Origin of the sequence: Rhodococcus sp. 14-2496-1d, from assembly GCF_002259365.1 — a bacterium.
Lineage (GTDB): Bacteria > Actinomycetota > Actinomycetes > Mycobacteriales > Mycobacteriaceae > Rhodococcoides.
Genome location: NZ_NPFV01000026.1, coordinates 28,665 through 45,847 on the forward strand (window position 1 = coordinate 28,665; position 17,183 = coordinate 45,847).

Annotated in this window: 14 protein-coding genes and 1 tRNA gene; 12 read left to right on the forward strand and 3 right to left on the reverse strand. The window is 66.4% G+C overall.

Annotated elements, in window-relative coordinates; genetic code table 11:
- Window positions 1-192: 192 nt before the first annotated feature.
- Together CH296_RS18895 and CH296_RS18900 are read left to right on the forward strand one after the other, a co-directional pair.
- On the forward strand, window positions 193-9,498 hold the full coding sequence (locus CH296_RS18895; protein ID WP_094685501.1) for a type I polyketide synthase: 9,306 nt from the start codon (window positions 193-195) through the stop codon (window positions 9,496-9,498).
- Complete coding sequence (locus tag CH296_RS18900) at window positions 9,498-9,890, forward strand: holo-ACP synthase (RefSeq protein WP_008715184.1); 393 nt, start codon at window positions 9,498-9,500, stop codon at window positions 9,888-9,890. The genes CH296_RS18895 and CH296_RS18900 overlap by 1 nt, the downstream gene beginning before the upstream one ends.
- Before the next feature lie 77 nt (window positions 9,891-9,967).
- Here CH296_RS18900 and CH296_RS18905 read toward each other — a convergent pair whose 3' ends face one another.
- Complete coding sequence (locus CH296_RS18905; protein WP_373453980.1) at window positions 9,968-10,609, reverse strand: TetR/AcrR family transcriptional regulator; 642 nt, start codon at window positions 10,607-10,609, stop codon at window positions 9,968-9,970.
- Window positions 10,610-10,989: 380 nt separating this feature from the next.
- Here CH296_RS18905 and CH296_RS18910 point away from each other — a divergent pair, with 380 nt between their 5' ends.
- Together CH296_RS18910 and CH296_RS18915 are read left to right on the forward strand one after the other, a co-directional pair.
- Complete coding sequence (locus tag CH296_RS18910) at window positions 10,990-12,351, forward strand: hypothetical protein (RefSeq protein ID WP_254924326.1); 1,362 nt, start codon at window positions 10,990-10,992, stop codon at window positions 12,349-12,351.
- Between the two features lie 75 nt (window positions 12,352-12,426).
- A complete protein-coding gene (locus CH296_RS18915) occupies window positions 12,427-13,806 on the forward strand; it encodes a dipeptidase (protein WP_094682694.1) in 1,380 nt (459 codons plus the stop codon).
- Here the strand turns inward: CH296_RS18915 and bcp are convergent.
- Complete coding sequence (gene bcp, locus CH296_RS18920; protein ID WP_032375973.1) at window positions 13,795-14,268, reverse strand: thioredoxin-dependent thiol peroxidase; 474 nt, start codon at window positions 14,266-14,268, stop codon at window positions 13,795-13,797. The two genes, CH296_RS18915 and bcp, sit on opposite strands and share 12 nt — an antisense overlap.
- A 77-nt stretch (window positions 14,269-14,345) precedes the next feature.
- Between bcp and CH296_RS18925 the strand changes: the two genes are divergently transcribed.
- Window positions 14,346-14,567, forward strand: coding sequence for a DUF3618 domain-containing protein (locus tag CH296_RS18925; protein WP_032375974.1), 222 nt, complete (start codon window positions 14,346-14,348; stop codon window positions 14,565-14,567).
- A 92-nt stretch (window positions 14,568-14,659) separates the two neighbouring features.
- Window positions 14,660-14,733 (forward strand) — tRNA-Lys (locus CH296_RS18930).
- On the opposite strand, the gene CH296_RS18935 is transcribed toward CH296_RS18930, so the two are convergent.
- Window positions 14,699-15,019, reverse strand: a complete 321-nt coding sequence (locus tag CH296_RS18935; RefSeq protein ID WP_094685502.1) for a helix-turn-helix transcriptional regulator — start codon at window positions 15,017-15,019, stop codon at window positions 14,699-14,701. The two genes, CH296_RS18930 and CH296_RS18935, sit on opposite strands and share 35 nt — an antisense overlap.
- 117 nt (window positions 15,020-15,136) lie before the next feature.
- On the opposite strand from CH296_RS18935, the gene CH296_RS18940 reads away from it, so the two are divergent.
- From CH296_RS18940 to CH296_RS18960, 6 genes are all read left to right on the forward strand, one after another.
- Window positions 15,137-15,334, forward strand: a complete 198-nt coding sequence (locus CH296_RS18940; RefSeq protein WP_094685503.1) for a helix-turn-helix domain-containing protein — start codon at window positions 15,137-15,139, stop codon at window positions 15,332-15,334.
- Window positions 15,331-15,471, forward strand: coding sequence for a hypothetical protein (locus CH296_RS29005; protein WP_179277773.1), 141 nt, complete (start codon window positions 15,331-15,333; stop codon window positions 15,469-15,471). Before CH296_RS18940 ends, CH296_RS29005 begins: the two co-directional genes overlap by 4 nt.
- Complete coding sequence (locus CH296_RS18945; RefSeq protein ID WP_094685504.1) at window positions 15,468-16,136, forward strand: hypothetical protein; 669 nt, start codon at window positions 15,468-15,470, stop codon at window positions 16,134-16,136. Before CH296_RS29005 ends, CH296_RS18945 begins: the two co-directional genes overlap by 4 nt.
- A 113-nt stretch (window positions 16,137-16,249) precedes the next feature.
- The gene (locus tag CH296_RS18950) at window positions 16,250-16,597 is read left to right on the forward strand and encodes a hypothetical protein (RefSeq protein ID WP_094685505.1); all 348 of its coding nucleotides are present in this window, start codon (window positions 16,250-16,252) and stop codon (window positions 16,595-16,597) included.
- Window positions 16,590-16,826: a hypothetical protein gene (locus CH296_RS18955; protein WP_094650267.1), complete on the forward strand. Its 237-nt coding sequence runs from the start codon at window positions 16,590-16,592 to the stop codon at window positions 16,824-16,826. The genes CH296_RS18950 and CH296_RS18955 overlap by 8 nt, the downstream gene beginning before the upstream one ends.
- A 1-nt stretch (window position 16,827) precedes the next feature.
- Window positions 16,828-17,067 (forward strand): hypothetical protein, encoded by a 240-nt coding sequence (locus tag CH296_RS18960; RefSeq protein WP_094685506.1) that lies wholly within the window; start codon window positions 16,828-16,830, stop codon window positions 17,065-17,067.
- Window positions 17,068-17,183: the final 116 nt, after the last annotated feature.

Below are 17,183 nucleotides of genomic sequence, written 5' to 3' on the forward strand. Positions count from 1 at the left end.
GCTGGTAGCACTCGGACGTCCGAGCAAACCTGAGGATTTCCTCATGATTTTGTGTCAACCTTGAGCAGCGCGGAGAAGACCTGTCGACGAGGACCGGCTCACCGCTTCGACCCTGTTGCCCACGACGCGCCAGGGCAGTCACCACAGCGAACGCCCCGACCCCCGAGGCGTCCACGAGAGGAATCTTCAGCCTTGACGATCAACGAGAGCACACCATCACACGGACGAGGTTCGCGAAGCACCGGCAACGCAGACAAATCCCCTAGAAGCAATGGCGGCTCTCGGACTCTGGCAGATCGTTTCGCCGCGGGCGAGCCGTACGCACTGGCCTTCGGTGGCCAGGGTGCACCGTGGCTCAGCTCCCTCGAAGAACTGGCTCGCGACTCCGCGCTCGAACCCGAACTGACCGATCTCGTCAACGAGGCTGCAGTCACTCTCGCACCCGTTGCCGACGAGCTGCTGGTCGTACGCTCGGTCGGCTTCGACCCGATCGGCTGGATGCTCGAACAGGACCTCGCCGACGACGACACCGCCGGCTCGTACGGACCCTCCGAGGCTGCACTGACCTCCGGTGCCGTCTCGCTGCCCGGAGTGTTCCTCACTCAAGTCGCGGCACTGCGCGCACTGAAGTTGCAGGGACTCGATCCCGCCCAGACCCCGCCGGTCAAGGTCGTCGGACACTCGCAGGGTCTCATCGCCGCCGAATCCGTCGCAGCGGACGGCGCGAAGGACGCGAGCTTCCTCGCGATCGCCCAGCTCGTGGGTGCCGCTGCAGGTCTCGTCGGCCGCCGCCGCGGCATCATCGGTGCCGGAGACCGCGCGCCGATGGTCTCGGTTGCCAACGTCGAACCCGCACGACTGCAGTCGATCATCGCCGAGCTCGCGATCGCCGGAGCGCCGGAGCGATCCGCAGCCCTCGCCATCCGCAACGGCCGCCGTCGCGTCGTGCTCTCGGGACCTCCCGCCCAGCTGGCCCGCGTGCAGGAGAAGTGCGAGCAGATCGCTGCCGAGGAAGAGCGCGACCGCGACGCCAAGAAGCGTGGCGGTGCCGTGTTCGCCCCGGTCTTCGAGCAGCTTCCCGTCGAGATCGGCTTCCATCATCCCGCCCTGGCAGACGCTGTCGAACTCGTCAGCGCCTGGGCACAGCGTTGTGGACTCGATGTCGAGCTCGCACGCGACCTCGCGCAGAAGATCCTCGTGGACTCCGTCGATTGGGTCGACGCCATCGACGGTGTCGTCGACGCCGGTGCCGACTGGATTCTCGATCTCGGCCCAGGCGACCTGCTCACCCGCATGACCACTCCGGCACTGCGCGGACAGGGCGTCGGCATCATCGCCGCGTCCTCACGCGGAGGCCACCGCAACCTGCTCACCCCGGGAGCTGCTCCCGAGGTCCAGCCCGCATGGTCTGCCTACGCCCCCACGCCGGTCACGCTGCCCGACGGCCGAGTCGTGGTCGAGACCTCGTTCACCAAGATGACCGGACGTTCGCCGATCCTGCTCGCAGGCATGACGCCGACGACGGTCGACGCGAAGATCGTTGCCGCAGCCGCCAATGCAGGCCACTGGGCCGAGCTGGCCGGTGGCGGCCAGGTCACCGAGGACATCTTCACCGATCGTGTCGCCGAGCTCTCCACCCTCCTCGAGCCCGGCCGCGCCATCCAGTTCAACTCTCTCTTCCTCGACCCGTACCTGTGGAAGCTGCAGCTCGGCGGACGCCGCATCGTGCAGCGCGCTCGCGCAGCGGGTGCGGCCATCGACGGCGTCGTCGTCACCGCAGGCATCCCTGAGCTCGACGAGGCCGTGGCTCTCATCGAAGAGCTGTCCGAGGCCGGAATCAGCTACGTCTCGTTCAAGCCCGGCACCGTCGCGCAGATTCGCGCCGTCATCCGCATCGCCAACGAGGTTCCGTCCTACCAGGTCAACGTTCACATCGAGGGTGGCCGCGCAGGCGGACACCACTCGTGGGAGGACCTCGACGACCTGCTGCTGACCACCTACGCCGAGCTGCGGTCACGGCCCAACCTCGTCGTCTGCGTCGGCGGCGGCATCGGCACCCCCGAGCGGGCAGCGGAGTACCTCACCGGTACCTGGTCGGCCGTGCACGGCTACCCGAAGATGCCGCTCGACGGAATCCTCGTCGGCACCGCAGCGATGGCGACCCTGGAGGCCACCACGGCTCCCGAGGTCAAGCAGCTTCTGGTCGACACCCCCGGAACCCCCGACTGGGTCGGTGCCGGTACCGCCACCGGCGGAATGGCCTCGGGCCGAAGCCAGCTCGGTGCCGACATCCACGAGATCGACAATGCGGCATCTCGGTGCGGCCGACTGCTCGACGAGGTCGCCGGCAACGCCGACGCCGTGGCCGAGCGTCGTGACGAGATCATCGCCGCACTCGACGGCACCGCGAAGCCCTTCTTCGGTGACGTCGCCGACATGACGTACCAGCAGTGGCTCGTTCGCTACCTCGACCTGGCTGTCGGAACCGACTCGCGCAGCGAATTCGACTGCGGCGGTGAGTTCACCGATGCCGTGACCGAGGCACGCGAATCCGTGTGGCTCGACATCACCTGGCGGACACGCTTCCTGGAGATGCTGCAGCGTGCCGAGGCTCGCCTGCATCCGGTCGATCGCGGACCCATCCCCACCCTGTTCGCCGACGCCGAGGTTCTCGAACGCCCACGCGCCGCACTGAAGTCGCTGCTCGCGCAGTTCCCCGACGCCGCCGACGTGGTTCTGCACCCGGCCGACATCACCTTCTTCACCTCGCTGTGCCGCATGCCCGGCAAGCCGGTCAACTTCGTCCCCGTCGTCGACGGCGATGTGCGTCGTTGGTGGCGCAGTGACTCGCTGTGGCAGGCACACGACGCCCGCTACTCGGCCGATCAGGTCTGCATCATCCCCGGTACCGTCGCCGTCGCGGGCATCACTCGCGTCGACGAGCCCGTGGGCGAGCTGCTCGATCGCTTCGAGAAGGCCACCGCAGATCAGCTGCTCGCCGAGGGCATCGAGCCCACGGCCGTCGCCAGCCGTCGCCACGCCGAGATCGCACCCGGACTGCTGGGTATCGTGCTGGCTGCTCCCGACGTCACCTGGGCCTCTCGCATGACGCAGAACCCCGTTGCACGCCTGGGTGATCCGGCCGACTGGACCGTGGAATCCGAGACCGTCGCGGCGCACCCGCAGACCGGCTCGTCTCTCACCGTGCTCGATTCCGAGCACGTGGAGCTGCTGGTTCCGCTCGCTCCGGGCAAGGAAGTTCGCATCCGCCTGACGGTTCCGGCCTCGACGATCGACGGCGGCGCGCCCGTCGTCACCGCACAGGACGCCCAGCAGGCCATGTCGGCTCTGCTCGGAGTTGCTGCAGGCCAGGAACTTCCGGCTGTCAAGAGCGGCGTTGCCCGGCTGAACATCGCGTGGATCCCCGATCTGATCGCCGACCACGCAGGCGTCACCGGATCCGGACTGCCGGACTCGCTGACCGTCAGCGGCAAGGCCGTTCCCGACGTCCTCGTCGGTGCCTGCTGGCCCGCCGTCTTCGCCGTCCTGGGTGCCACTCGCAACGCCGAAGGCATCGACGTCATCGAAGGCATGCTCGACCTGGTGCACCTCGATCACAGCGTCGCCCTGGTCGGCGAATTGCCCACCGACACCTCCATTCTCGTGGTCAAGGCCGCGGCCGGAGAGGTGCTCGACACCGATCTCGGCCGCGTCGTCGAGGTCACCGTCGAGATCGGTGCCATGCTCGGTGAGGGGCTCGACGCTCCCGCCGTCGCAACTCTGGTGGAGCGCTTCGCCATTCGCGGACGCACCGGCAAGGGCGAGCTCGTAGACCCGGCTCGCGCCGGCGGCTCGGTGAGCGCCGACGCACAGGACACCCCGCGTCGTCGCCGTCGTCAGGCCACCATCGTCGCCCCTCGCAACATGGCCGCGTTCGCTCAGGTCTCGGGCGACCACAACCCGATTCACACCTCCGACGCCGCGGCTCTGCTCGCCGGTCTCGGCAGCCCGATCGTGCACGGCATGTGGCTCTCGGCCGCTGCCCAGCAGACGGTCACCGCAGTCGACCACGCGGACACCAAGACTCCGCCGCGTCGCCTCACCGCATGGACCGCACGCTTCCTCGGCATGGTTCGACCCGGAGCCGAGATCGACGTTCGCGTCGACCGCACCGGATTCGACCAGGGTGCCGAACTGATCGAGGTCTCCTGCCGTGTCGCAGGAGAACTGGTCATGGTCGCCACCGCTCGCACCGCGCCGCCGAAGACCGTCTACGCCTTCCCGGGCCAGGGCATCCAGCGTGCGGGCATGGGCTTGGACGCACGGTCTCGCTCGAAGGCCGCACGTGAGGTGTGGGAGCGTGCCGACAAGCACACCCGCAGCGCGCTCGGCTTCTCCATTCTCGCTGTGGTGCGCGACAACCCGACGTCGCTCAAGGCGCGGGGCATCACGCACAAGCATCCCGACGGTGTGCTGCACCTGACCCAGTTCACCCAGGTCGCGATGGCCGTTCTCGGCGTCGCACAGGTGGCCGAACTGCGTGAATCCGGTGCGTTCGTGGAGAACTCGATCCTCGCCGGCCACTCCGTCGGTGAGTACAACGCCCTCGCAGCCGTCGCCGGTGTGCTCCCGCTCGAAGCCGTCCTCGAGGTCGTCTTCCAGCGTGGATCGGCCATGCACGCGCTCGTTCCGCGTGATGCCAGCGGCCGCAGCGACTACCGCATGGCAGCGATCCGCCCGTCGCAGATCGGCCTGGCCGACGAGGACGTACAGGGCTTCGTCGCCGGTGTCGCGGCAGAATCCGGTGAATTCCTCGAGATCGTCAACCTCAACCTGCGCGGCTCGCAGTACGCCATCGCAGGTACGGTTGCCGGCCTCGGCGAGCTGGAGAAGAAGATCGCGATCCGCCGTGCCGAGTTCGGTGGCAAGGCCGCCTACATCATGGTTCCCGGCATCGACGTGCCGTTTCACTCCACGGTGCTGCGTGGCGGAGTCGACGACTTCCGCAATCGCCTCCAGACTCTGCTCCCCGAGCAGATCGATCCGGCGATCCTGGTGGGTCGCTACATCCCGAACCTGGTGCCCAAGCCGTTCTCGCTCGAGCGCGAGTTCGTTCAGGAGATCGCCGATCTGGTTCCGTCCGAGCCGTTGAACGCCGTTCTCGCGGAGTTCGATTCGTGGGCTGCTCGGCCGAGCGACCTATGCCGCGTGATTCTGACCGAGCTGCTTGCTTGGCAGTTCGCCAGCCCGGTGCGCTGGATCGAGACCCAGGACCTGCTGTTCGCAGACGAGTCCGACGGCGGTATGGGCGTCGAGCGCTTCGTCGAGATCGGCCTCGGTGCAACTCCGACCGTGGCGAACCTCGCGTCGCAGACCCTCAAGCTGCCGGGCCGCTTCGGCCACCCGGTCGAGGTACTGAACCTCGAGCGCGAGGCTGCGATCATCTACGGCACCGACACCGACCCGGCTCCGGCCGACGAGGAAGAGTCGGCACCGGTGGAGGCCGCTGCTCCGGCAGCAGCTTCGGCCCCTGCCGCGGCACCCGCGCCCGCTCCGGCCGCAGCACCGTCCGGCGGACCTCGTCCGGACGACATCGCGTTCGTCGCGGCCGATGCGACCAAGATCCTCATCGGTCTGTGGACCAAGCTGCAGCTCGATCAAATCGGGCCCGCCGACACCATCGAGGCACTGTGCGACGGCGTGTCCTCGCGTCGTAACCAGCTGCTCGTCGACCTCGGTTCCGAGCTCTCGCTCGGTGCCATCGACGGCGCAGCCGATGCCGACATGGGTGCGCTCTCGGGCACGGTGAACAAGCTGGCTCGTACCTACAAGCCGTTCGGTCCGGTGCTCAGCGACTCCATCAACGACCACCTCCGCAAGGTCTTCGGCCCCTCGGGTCGACGCCCGGCCTCGATCGCCGATCGCGTCAAGAAGACCTGGGAACTGGGCGACGGCTGGGCGCACCACGTCACCGCCGAGGTCGCTCTCGGTACCCGTGACGGTGCCTCGGTTCGTGGTGGCGCACTCGGCGGCCTGGCCGACGGCGCTCTCGCCGACGGCAACGCAGTCGACAACGTCATCGACGCGGCCGTGGCCGCGGTGGCCGCACGCCGCGGCGTCGCAGTCTCGATGCCGCAGGCAGGCGGCGGGGCCGGCGGAACCGTCGACGCTGCTGCTCTCGGTGAGTTCACCGAGCACATCACCGGCCGCGACGGCGTCCTCGCCTCCGCAGCCCGGCTGGTGCTCGAGCAGCTCGGACTCGCCGATGCTCCCAACGCAGTGCTGGCCGAGGATCCCGATGCCGCTCTGGTCGAGCTGGTCTCGGCCGAGCTGGGATCCGACTGGCCTCGCCTCGTCGCCCCGGCGTTCGACGCCAAGCGCGCCGTCCTGATCGACGACCGATGGGCAACCGCCCGTGAGGATCTGGCCCGGTTGTGGCTCGGTACCGCAGGCGATGTCGCCGTCGAGTCCTTTGCGGGCGCAGGCAATGCCGTTGCAGCTCAAGCACAGTGGTGGAAGGCCAAGGCCGACTACGAGAACAAGACAGTGTTGGCCGAGACCTTCGGACGCATCGCGGATATTGCGGTCGCATCCGAGGACAAGGGCCAGTGGGCCGACGAGGTCGCAGTGGTCACCGGCGGCAGCAAGGGATCCATCGCAGCAGCGGTGACCGCCAAGCTGCTGGCCGGGGGAGCGACGGTCTTCGTCACCACCTCCAGGCTCGACGACGAGCGACTCGGCTTCTACCGCAGCCTCTACCGCGACAACGCACGCAGCGGAGCATCGCTGTGGGTGGTTCCGGCCAACATCGCGTCGTACACCGACGTCGATGCGCTCATCGAGTGGATCGGCAGCGACTTCGTCGACACTGCCGGTGGCGCGAAGACCCTGGTCAAGGCCGCAGCGACGCCGACGATGCTGTTCCCGTTCGCCGCACCGCGGGTCATGGGCGAGATGTCCGACGCCGGAGCTCGCGCCGAGATGGAAATGCGCGTGCTGCTCTGGTCGGTCGAACGGTTGATCGGCGGACTGTCCAAGGTCGGTCACGACACCGACATCGACACCCACCTGCACGTGGTGCTGCCGGGATCGCCGAACCGCGGAATGTTCGGTGGCGACGGTGCCTACGGTGAGTCGAAGGCGGCACTCGATGCAGTTGTCGCCAAGTGGGGCTCGGAGAAGAACTGGGCCGAGCGGGTGTCCATCGCCCACGCACACATCGGGTGGGTGCGCGGCACCGGCTTGATGGGTGGCAACGATCCCATCGTCGAGGCCGTCGAGGCCGAGGGTGTGCGCACCTGGTCGACCGACGAGATGGCGACCGAGCTGCTCGAACTGTGCACGCCTGCCGCCCGCCGACAGGCTGCGCAGGAGCCGATCGTCGCCGATCTCACGGGCGGGCTGGCCAACACCAAGCTCAACCTCGTCGAACTCGCTCGAGACGCAGCTGCGGCCGTGGCCGAGAAGACCGAGGAGGTCGTTAACAGTTCGGTTATCGCGGCACTGCCCGCACCGCCGCGGCTGTCGACGACGACCACCGCTCCGGCGTGGCCGACACTCGATGTCGACCCGAAGGACCTCGTCGTCATCGTCGGTGCGGGCGAGCTCGGACCGTACGGTTCGGCACGTACCCGCTTCGAGATGGAGGTCGACGAGCAGCTCTCTGCCGCAGGCGTTCTCGAACTCGCGTGGAACACCGGTCTGATCGCCTGGGAGAACGATCCCAAGCCGGGTTGGTACGACATCGAGTCCGGTGACCTGGTGCCCGAGGAGGACATCGCCGACAAGTACCACGACATCGTGGTCGAGAAGTGCGGTATCCGCACCTACGGCGACGACGGCGCGATGGTCGGCAACACCGCTCCGCTGATGACCTCGATCTTCCTCGACAACGACCTGACGTTCGTGGTCGGAACCGAGATCGATGCCCGGTCGTTCGCAGCAGCGGATCCCGAGCACACGCTGATCACGCCGGTCCCGGATTCGAGCGACTGGCAGGTCACCCGCAAGGCGGGCACCGAAATTCGCGTCCCGCGCAAGATGAAGCTCACTCGCACCGTGGGTGGGCAGATTCCGACCGGATTCGATCCGACCAAGTGGGGCATCTCGCCCGACATGGCCAGCTCGGTCGACCGTGTCGCACTGTGGAACATCGTCACGACGGTCGACGCGTTCATCTCCTCGGGCTTCAACCCGTCGGAATTGATGCGCTGGGTGCACCCCACGCTGGTGGCCAACACACAGGGCACCGGCATGGGCGGCATGGAGTCCATGCGCTCGCTGTACATCGATACCCTGCTCGGTGATGCTCGTGCGAACGACATCCTGCAGGAGGCTCTGCCGAATGTCGTTGCTGCGCATGTGGTCCAGTCGTACATCGGTAGCTACGGCGCGATGGTTCACCCCGTCGCCGCCTGCGCCACCGCGGCCGTCTCCGTCGAGGAAGGCGTCGACAAGATCAAGCTGGGCAAGGCGCAGCTCGTGGTCGCCGGCGGCTTCGACGACCTGAGCAACGAAGGCATCATCGGCTTCGGTGACATGTCGGCCACCGCGGACTCGGCAGCGATGACAGCCAAGGGCATCAGCGATCGGCGGTTCTCGCGGGCGAACGACCGCAGGCGCGGTGGATTCGTCGAATCCCACGGCGGCGGAACGATTCTGCTCGCTCGCGGCGACCTGGCACTCGAGATGGGCCTGCCGGTCCTCGGAGTGGTGGCCTACGCACAGTCGTACGGCGACGGAGTGCACACCTCCATCCCGGCTCCGGGACTCGGTGCGCTCAGTGCCGGTCGCGGCGGCAAGGATTCGGCGCTCGCACTCTCGCTCAACGCACTCGGCGTCAGCGCAGACGACGTGGCCGTGATCTCCAAGCACGACACCTCCACCGCAGCCAACGACCCCAACGAGGCGGAACTGCACACCCGCCTCGCCAAGGCCATCGGCCGTTCCGACGGCGCTCCGCTGTTCGTCGTCTCGCAGAAGAGCCTCACCGGACACTCGAAGGGTGGAGCGGCTGCCTGGCAGCTGATCGGCCTGTGCCAGGTGCTGGCGAACGGTGTCATCCCGCCGAACCGCAGCCTCGACTGCGTCGACGACAAGATGACCGCGTTCGAGCATCTGGTGTGGGCACGGGAGCCGCTGCGCTTCGGTGACTCGGTGCCGCTCAAGGCAGGTCTGCTCACGTCCCTCGGATTCGGCCACGTGTCCGGACTCATCGCCCTGGTGCACCCGCAGGCATTCGTCGAGGCCGTTCCGGCGGACCGGCGTGCGGAGTACATCGCGAAGGCGAACGAGCGCCGGATCGCCGGTCAGCGCAGGCTGATCTCCGCGATGGTGGGGGGAGACTCCCTCTACGAGCGGCCCGACGATCGACGGCTCGGACATGACGGGACGCCGGCCAAGACGTCACGTGAACTGGAGGCGAACGTGTTGCTCAACGAGTCCGCTCGCCTCGGCGAGGACGACGTCTACTCCTCCGGTCTGCCGGGTGCCATCTGATGGCGATCCTGGGAGTGGGTTTCGACCTGGTGACGGTGTCCGACTTCGCCGAGCAGATGGAGAAGGTCGGCACGACGATGATCCGCGACAGCTTCACCGCGGGCGAGCGCCGTCATGCCGCGACGAAGAGTTCCGATCCGACCCGCCACTACGCAGCACGGTGGGCGGCCAAGGAAGCAGTGCTGAAGGCATGGGCGACATCGCGATTCGCTCGGCCGCCGCAGATCGGTGACAACCCGTATCCGCTGATCGAGGTCGTCAACGATGCGTGGGGCCGGCCGTCCATCAAGTTGCACGGGATGGCGCAGGAGTTCCTGCCGACGGTGAAGATTCATCTGTCGCTGACGCACGACGGTGACATCGCCGCTGCCGTGGCCATTCTGGAGGAGTGAGTTCGCTCCGACAACGAGTCAGGCCCGTCCGATCCAGGTGATCGGGCGGGCCTTTCGTCTGTGCGGGCTCGGGTTGCTCAGGCTTGGTCGGTGTCGCTCGCCGAGCCGCCGGAGCGCCTGCTCTCCTTCTCGGCGACGAGCAGGTACGCCATCATGATGCGTTTGAGCTCTGCGACGGCGTCCTCGTGGCTCTGGCCGTCCTGCACGGAGAAGTTGAGCATCGAGTAGACGATGTGCACCAGCACCTGAGCCATGAGGTTGCGGCGATGCCGAGGCGTGCGCGGAGTGAGCGGTCCGAGCATGCGCGAGACCTGCTCGGCGAACTCCCGCTCGTGGATCACCCCGGTTGCGCGGGTCGACGGTGTCGACTGCATGGCGAGCCACACTTCGCGGCGCGACGGATCGGTCATCCACATGCCGGCCATGTGGTCGACGAAGTTGTTGAGGAAGCGCACCCAGTCCAGGGACGGCACCTCGCCGTCGAACTCGGCGAGCTCCTGTTGCACCCCGACGAGGTCCTGGCGGTTGAGCTCGCAGACGATGACGTACTTGTTGGCGAAGAACTGGTACAGCGTGCCGATCGGGAGTTCGGCGCGCGACGCGACTTCCTCGCAGGTGAACGACTCGAAACCGACGTCACTGAGCAACTCGCGTGAGGCTTGCAGTAGCGCGTCGAACTTGCGCTGGCTGCGTTCCTGGGTAGGACGCCGTCGCGGCATGAGCTCCTGAGTCTGTGCCGTCGACTCGAGCGCGGCGTCGAGACGGCGCGAGGACTGGGCACGAGCAGAGGATTCCACCCGGTCAGGCTATCCGGCGCGGGTGCTCGATATCCACAACGGTCCGCGAGGTCACGCCCGCAGGCTGCGCATCTGGCTCGAACAGGCGGGTTCCAGCCTAGGGTTTCGAAGAATCCTGGGGTCGATTACAAACGCCGGATCCTCATACTGTGACAAACTCCAAGACCGATCTGGGCCAATTTAACCGTCAACAGGTATGGTTTAGGTAACAGAATCAAATTCCGTGCAGGGTGATCGTCATTCAGAACCGCTGAACGACGTTCATGGTCGGGTGCCTCCACCCTGAGCACAGGGAGACTGCCATGGCAATTATTGGTATAGCGATCGAATCTGGCTCGATGCAGACAGTGCTGTTGGAGCCGACCTCGGGCGAGGTTCTCGCCGACCGGACGACCCCGCTCGATCCCGACGCCGCCTCGGTTCTCACCGCCGCGATCGAGACGATGCGCAGCGAGGCGGCGACGCTCGACGAAGACGTGGACGCAGTGGGAGTGGTGTATCGAACCGAGGAGGAGCGCGCGGAGTTCGCGGATGCCCTCGGCGACGAACCGGCAGTGCTGTCGTCGGTGACCGAGTCGTTCCTCGGCTGGCTGGCAACCTCGGAAGAATTCGCCGACGCGAAGACCGTGCTTCTGTACTACATGGGCGACACGGGCGTCTCCATTTCTCTCGCCGACGCAGCCGACGCCTCGATCACGCCGGCGAAGACTGCTGCGCTGGACTCGATGTCGCCCGAGCGCATCGGCAGCACCATCCCCCTGGCGTGGGAAGTGGTCGATCAATCCGGCAAGAAGCCCGAGTTCGTTGCGTTGTTCGGCGACCGGTCCAGTAGTCGAGACCTGGTCGACATCCTGTCCCTCGGACTCGGCGTTCCCGTGGTGCGCGTGGGTGATGCGGACCAGGTCGCAGCGCGGGGAGCTGCGCTGCTGGCACATCAGGAGGAGCCGACAGCAGTGGCCGCACCGCCGGTGGCGACCGAGGAGTCGGAGCAGGTCGAGGCCGTCGAGACCGAGGTCGTGGAAGCGGAAGAGATCGACGCCCGGATCGCCGTCGTCGAGGCCGCGGAGTCCGATCCAGAGGTAGCGGCGGACGCGGATGTCGACAGGGTGGTAGCGCCGCTTCCGGTGCCTGCCGTGCGGTCGGTCGTCGGGGCCGAGCCGGTCCGGTCGGCAGGCTCCGGGCGCAAGCTCGTGTTCGCCGCAGTGCTGCTGGCCGGGGTGCTCTCTGCAGGTGTCGCGGTCGCTGCGACGTTGCCGGATGAATCCGAGACGACTGCCGAACAGAGCGTCGATCGACGCGACGCCGGTACGGATCTGGTGGGGGCGACTCGGCAGGCGGGCCCCACCACGTCCGACCCGGTTGCGGCCGTCGTTCCACCGGCACCGGATATTGCTCCCCCGACCGAGGCGATTCCCCCGACAGTGGACCCGTGGGCGGTTGTCGAGCCCGCACCGACCACTGAGCCTTGGGTGCCACAGGATCCGCCACGTCAGGCCGTGGCGGCTCCGCAGCCGGCAACGACCACGGTGGCCCCTCCGCAATTCACCGTTCCCGTTCCCATTCCGGAGCCGGGTAAGTCGCCCGAACAGCTCGAACAGGAAGCGTGGGATCGGCACTGGCAGCAAACCGGTGAGTGGATTCATCAGGAGCTCTCCGGCGGCTGACGGTGAACGGTTTCGTATGACGAGTGATGACAGACTGGCTACGGCCCGTCTGTCATTTTCTCGTTTGGAGGATTCATGCCCGCCGATTCGCGACCCGTCGACGTTCGATCTGCAATCGCATCGCAGATGCCCCGAGCGAAATCGGAGCTGGCAGAGTTGGTCCGGTTCGCCTCGGTGCACGATCCTCGGCAGTTTCCGGTCGAGGAATGCACCGGTGCGGCGCAGTGGGTGCAACGGGCATTCGTCGACGCGGGAATTCCCGACGTCCAACTGATCGAGACGGTCGACGGCTCACTGGCGGTCGTCGGTTCGCGGCCGGCTCGCGCGGGAGCGCCGACCGTTCTGCTGTACTCGCACTACGACGTTCAACCTCCGGGTGACCGAACACTGTGGAACAGTGAACCTTTCGAGCTGACCGAACGGGACGGCCGTTGGTACGGGCGGGGTTCGGCGGACTGCAAGGGCAACGTGATCATGCATCTGCTGGCGCTACGGGCACTGGGGGAGTCACTCGACGTCGGCGTGCGCATCATCTGCGAGGGTTCGGAAGAGATGGGCACGGGCGGGTTGGAAGCGCTCGTGGAGCAGCGACCCGAACTGTTCGTCGCAGACATGGTCGTCATCGGCGATACCGGGAACACGAAGGTGGGATCGCCGACGGTGACGACCACGCTTCGCGGTATCGCGAATGTAGTAGTGCACGTGGAAACGCTTGCAGGAGAAGTGCATTCCGGAATGTACGGCGGTCCTGCTCCCGATGCGCTCGCAGCCTTGGTGCAGGTGCTCTCCACGTTGCGGAACGAGCAGGGAGACACCGTGGTCGACGGTCTGGACGGAACGCAGACCTGGGACGGGGTCCAGTACGACGCCGAGCAGTTCCGTGCCGATGCCGGGGTACTCGACGGCGTCGGGCTGGCCGGCTCGGGCTCGGTAGCGGAGGCGGTGTGGGCGCGGCCCGCTCTGACGATTCTGGGGATCGACTGTCCACCGGTGGTGGGGTCTGCTGCTGCGATCTCGCCTCGTGCGTCGGCACGGCTCAATCTGCGGGTACCGCCTGGAACGGATCCGCAGCGGGCTCAGGATGCCCTGGTGGCTCATCTGGAGGCGCGTACGCCGTGGAATGCGCGCGTCACCGTCGAGCGTGAAGCGATCGGATCGCCGTTTCGAGCCGGGACCGACGGGCCGGGATATGCGGCGCTGTCCGAGGCGTTGGAGGAGGCATTCGGGCATCCCATGGGGACGGCCGGCCAAGGTGGGTCGATTCCGCTGTGCAACGCGCTGGCTCAGGTGTTGCCGGACGCCGAGATCGTGCTGATGGGCGTCGAGGAACCTCGGTGTCGGATCCACGCTCCCAACGAGAGCGTGGATCCGTCGGAAATCGAGAAGATGGCCGTCGCCGAGGCGTTGTTCCTGCAGCGACTGGCCGGGTCCGGCAGTGAGGACTCAGACAGCTAGATCGCGGCGAAGCTTGGCGACGTGGCCGGTGGCCCGGACGTTGTACTGCGCCACCTCGATCTTGCCTGCCTCGTCGACGAGGAACGTGGAGCGAATGACGCCCTCGTAGACCTTGCCGTAGTTCTTCTTCTCCCCGAATGCGCCCCACGCCTGCAACGTCGTCTTCTCCTCGTCGGAGAGCAGGGGGAACGTCAGCTCTTCCTTGTCGCGGAACTTGGCGAGCTTGGCTGGCTTGTCGGGGGAGATGCCGATGACTTCCAGGCCTTCTCCGTTGAGCTCGGCAAGGCTGTCCCGGAAGTCGCAGGCCTGCTTGGTGCAGCCGGGGGTGCTCGCGGCGGGGTAGAAGTACACGATCACCTTCTTGCCTGCATAGTCGGCGAGAGAGACGTCGTTGCCGTCGGCATCGGGCAGGGTGAACGCCGGAGCGGTGTCGCCCGGCTCGAGCTTGCTGTATTCGGTCACCGCACGAGACTATCGAAATGTCGTCGTGCTCTAGGCTCGACTGCGACCGAGACTATTTGCAACAAGTTGGAGGACACGTGGCCAAGGACACCGACCGGATCGAGCGCGAGATCGAGGCCGCTCGCAATCAGCTCGCCAGCACCCTGGACGAGCTGAGCGTCCGTGCCAGCCCCAAGAACATCGTCGCCAATACCAAGCAGTCCGTGGTGGCCAAGCTCAACGAGCCGGCAGTGAAGTTCACTCTCCTCGGAGTCGGCGCAGTGGTGGCAGTTCTCGTGGTTCGCCGGATCTTCAACTGAGTCAGCAGGCGCTCCGACCAGCCGATTTCACATCTGGCGGTATCTGCTGTTAATGTTTCTCCCGCACCGCAGAGAACACGCGGTGCGGATCGGCGCCATTAGCTCAGTTGGTTAGAGCAGCTGACTCTTAATCAGCGGGTCCGGGGTTCGAATCCCTGATGGCGCACCGTCAAGCCCCCGTTCGGATCTCCATCCGGACGGGGGCTTTGTCGTCCGGTGATGAGCCAGTACTCGTCACAGCCGGTGGTCGCGGCGATCTTGCTCGCCGCTCCGGCGAAGTCTCGTGGAAGGCGCTCGCGCAACTCCCACTCACGCCAGCTGCCCTGAGGTACGCCGCACGCGAGCGCGGCCTCTTTGGCGTTCCACTTCATTCGGTGACGAACCAACGCAAGCCGAGCGCCGAAGGTATCGGCTTCGGGGACCCAGCCCATGTCACTCATCTGTGTGCTCATGCCAATCAGTATCTAGTAGTCGTGCATTGCGTGCAACACGTGACGATTGTGACTTACACCAACACTTGAGCGTGACTCACGCTTGACGCGATTCGCACTATGTGCGACTGTTCCCACATGCCGCAAAACGATCTCGTGACTACTTCCGAAGTTGCGCAGGCACTCCACGTCGATTCGTCGGCAGTCCGTAGGTGGGTTGCGCAGAACAAACTTCATCCGGCCGTGACGACCCCCGGCGGACACTATCGATTCAATCGATCGGACATCGAACAGCTACGCACGCAACCGAGCGCGACGCCAGAGGTGATCGCGTGATTGCCATGCAGCGCAACCGATCTCCGCGCAGCCTCGCGCTGTGGTTGCTCGGGACCTGTACGGCAGGCGCGGTGTTGTGCGTGCTGATCCTCGACGTCTTCATGCTCGCTGGTGCGGCACTGCGGAGCTGGGTGTGAGCGCGCCGGAGCGGGACGGCCTGCGGTTCCTGCTGTCGCCGGACAAGCGAAAGCGCCGGCCATTCAGGCCTGAAGCCAGCCAGGCGCAGCCTGAGATGCAAGACGAGATGGCACGCCGCGACGACGAACGCCAGCGTGCGCAGGACGTTCGGGACGCGGCTCGCCTGGCGACGTTGTGGATGCGGGACGCGATCCGCGCGATCGAGGACCTGGATTACGTCGACCGCGTCGGATTCCTCTCCGAAGGTGCCGACCGTCTCGATGCCGTTGCGGTCGAACTGGATCAGCGAATCGAACGCCTGCAGACGGCGCTCCGCATTGTGCTCGATACGGCAGACGACTTGTCTGCGCGGGTGGGTTGGTCGAAGCTCGCGGAAGTAGACGTGCTCCCGCTCGAACCGCTGAAAATCGCCGCTGACACGGCGCACGAGATGTCGCCGGTACAGCGTGGAAATGCCGCCATGCAGAGGATCCAGCAGATAGTCCAGCAGTCCCACCCTCTCTACGGCAACGATGCGCTGCGCACGGAGCCGGAGATTCCGAAGCCTGGCCAGCATCTAAAGAGCCGCTCGTCGGGGAAACCTGCCGGGCCGTCTGACCGTCACGGTGGCGCGCTGAATCCCACTGCGGCCCCCGATGGTTCAGGCCCCGGTGGTGGCGGCTGACCGAGACCCGGGTCGCCGCCACCACCGGTCACCACCTACCTCGACCGACAAGTAACGGGCCCCGCATTGCCCGCGAGGCCCGTCTACTCACCAGAAGAATCGAGTGAATCCTGATGAGCACCAGCAACAATACCCCCGACTGGTCGCAGCAGCTCTCCGACGCGATGGCCGCCGACGCGCAGCTCGCGTACGACCGCTACATCCCGGCCGCCGCGACACCGACGGACCGACCACACGGCGTCGAACTTCTCGTCCCGCATATCAACGAGAAGGGCAAGACCGTCTACACGGTGTACCCGTGCCGAGTGGTGTACCGCGGTGAGCTCGACGGCCTGCACCTGTGGCAGGCAGTCAACGACCGATGGATGCAGCCCGGCGACAAACTCCGCGTCGCATACCTGCCCCCGCACTCGGAGGTCACCGGGCCACCTGTCGCAGCGCCGGCGGTGGCTCATGGCTGACACCGCTTGCGTCGGCGTCATCAACGGCCGCCGCGCAGTCCGAATGGCTCGCGAGGCGAAGCGCGCGCAGCTGATCGACAACGCCGATCTGATCCGCCGGGCAGCGAAGTCCGCCGTCGACCAGCTCGCCGACACCGACGTCGACCGTGATCAACACAAGCTGATCACCCACATCGCATACCAACTCAGCCTGCTCGAGGGTGTCCTCGAAAACGTAGCGGAGGCATGACATGTCCGACATGAAAGTGATCGTGTCCGAGGTCAACGCGAAGCGTGGCCTGGTCAACGAGCGGTACTTCATCCAGATCGATGCTGTCGACAAGAAGTCGCCACTCGGCAAGGCGGTCGTCGAGCAATCACCGCAGGGCAGCAGTGACACACCGATCAGCGAGGTCACCGCCGACGCACTCCCGAAGCACGTCCGCGACGCCCTGTACCTGTGGCTGGCATCGGTCGAGGTGACCGCGTGATGACCGACGAGCGGGTGGCCTACGTCCTGATCGCGGCCGCCGCTGTCTGCGGCTACTTCGCGATGCGTCTGATCTGCACCCTCGTGATCGCAGCTGGGTGGTACGTCTCATGAACC

Coding starts and splice junctions, on each gene's coding strand:
- CH296_RS18940 (WP_094685503.1), top strand. CDS start 15,137: ATGCCGCAAAACGATCTCGTGACTACTTCCGAAGTTGCGCAGGCACTC.
- CH296_RS18915 (WP_094682694.1), top strand. CDS start 12,427: ATGCCCGCCGATTCGCGACCCGTCGACGTTCGATCTGCAATCGCATCG.
- CH296_RS18950 (WP_094685505.1), top strand. CDS start 16,250: ATGAGCACCAGCAACAATACCCCCGACTGGTCGCAGCAGCTCTCCGAC.
- CH296_RS18935 (WP_094685502.1), bottom strand. CDS start 15,019: ATGAGCACACAGATGAGTGACATGGGCTGGGTCCCCGAAGCCGATACC.
- CH296_RS18955 (WP_094650267.1), top strand. CDS start 16,590: ATGGCTGACACCGCTTGCGTCGGCGTCATCAACGGCCGCCGCGCAGTC.
- CH296_RS18960 (WP_094685506.1), top strand. CDS start 16,828: ATGTCCGACATGAAAGTGATCGTGTCCGAGGTCAACGCGAAGCGTGGC.
- CH296_RS18910 (WP_254924326.1), top strand. CDS start 10,990: ATGGCAATTATTGGTATAGCGATCGAATCTGGCTCGATGCAGACAGTG.
- CH296_RS18905 (WP_373453980.1), bottom strand. CDS start 10,609: ATGCCGCGACGGCGTCCTACCCAGGAACGCAGCCAGCGCAAGTTCGAC.
- CH296_RS18900 (WP_008715184.1), top strand. CDS start 9,498: ATGGCGATCCTGGGAGTGGGTTTCGACCTGGTGACGGTGTCCGACTTC.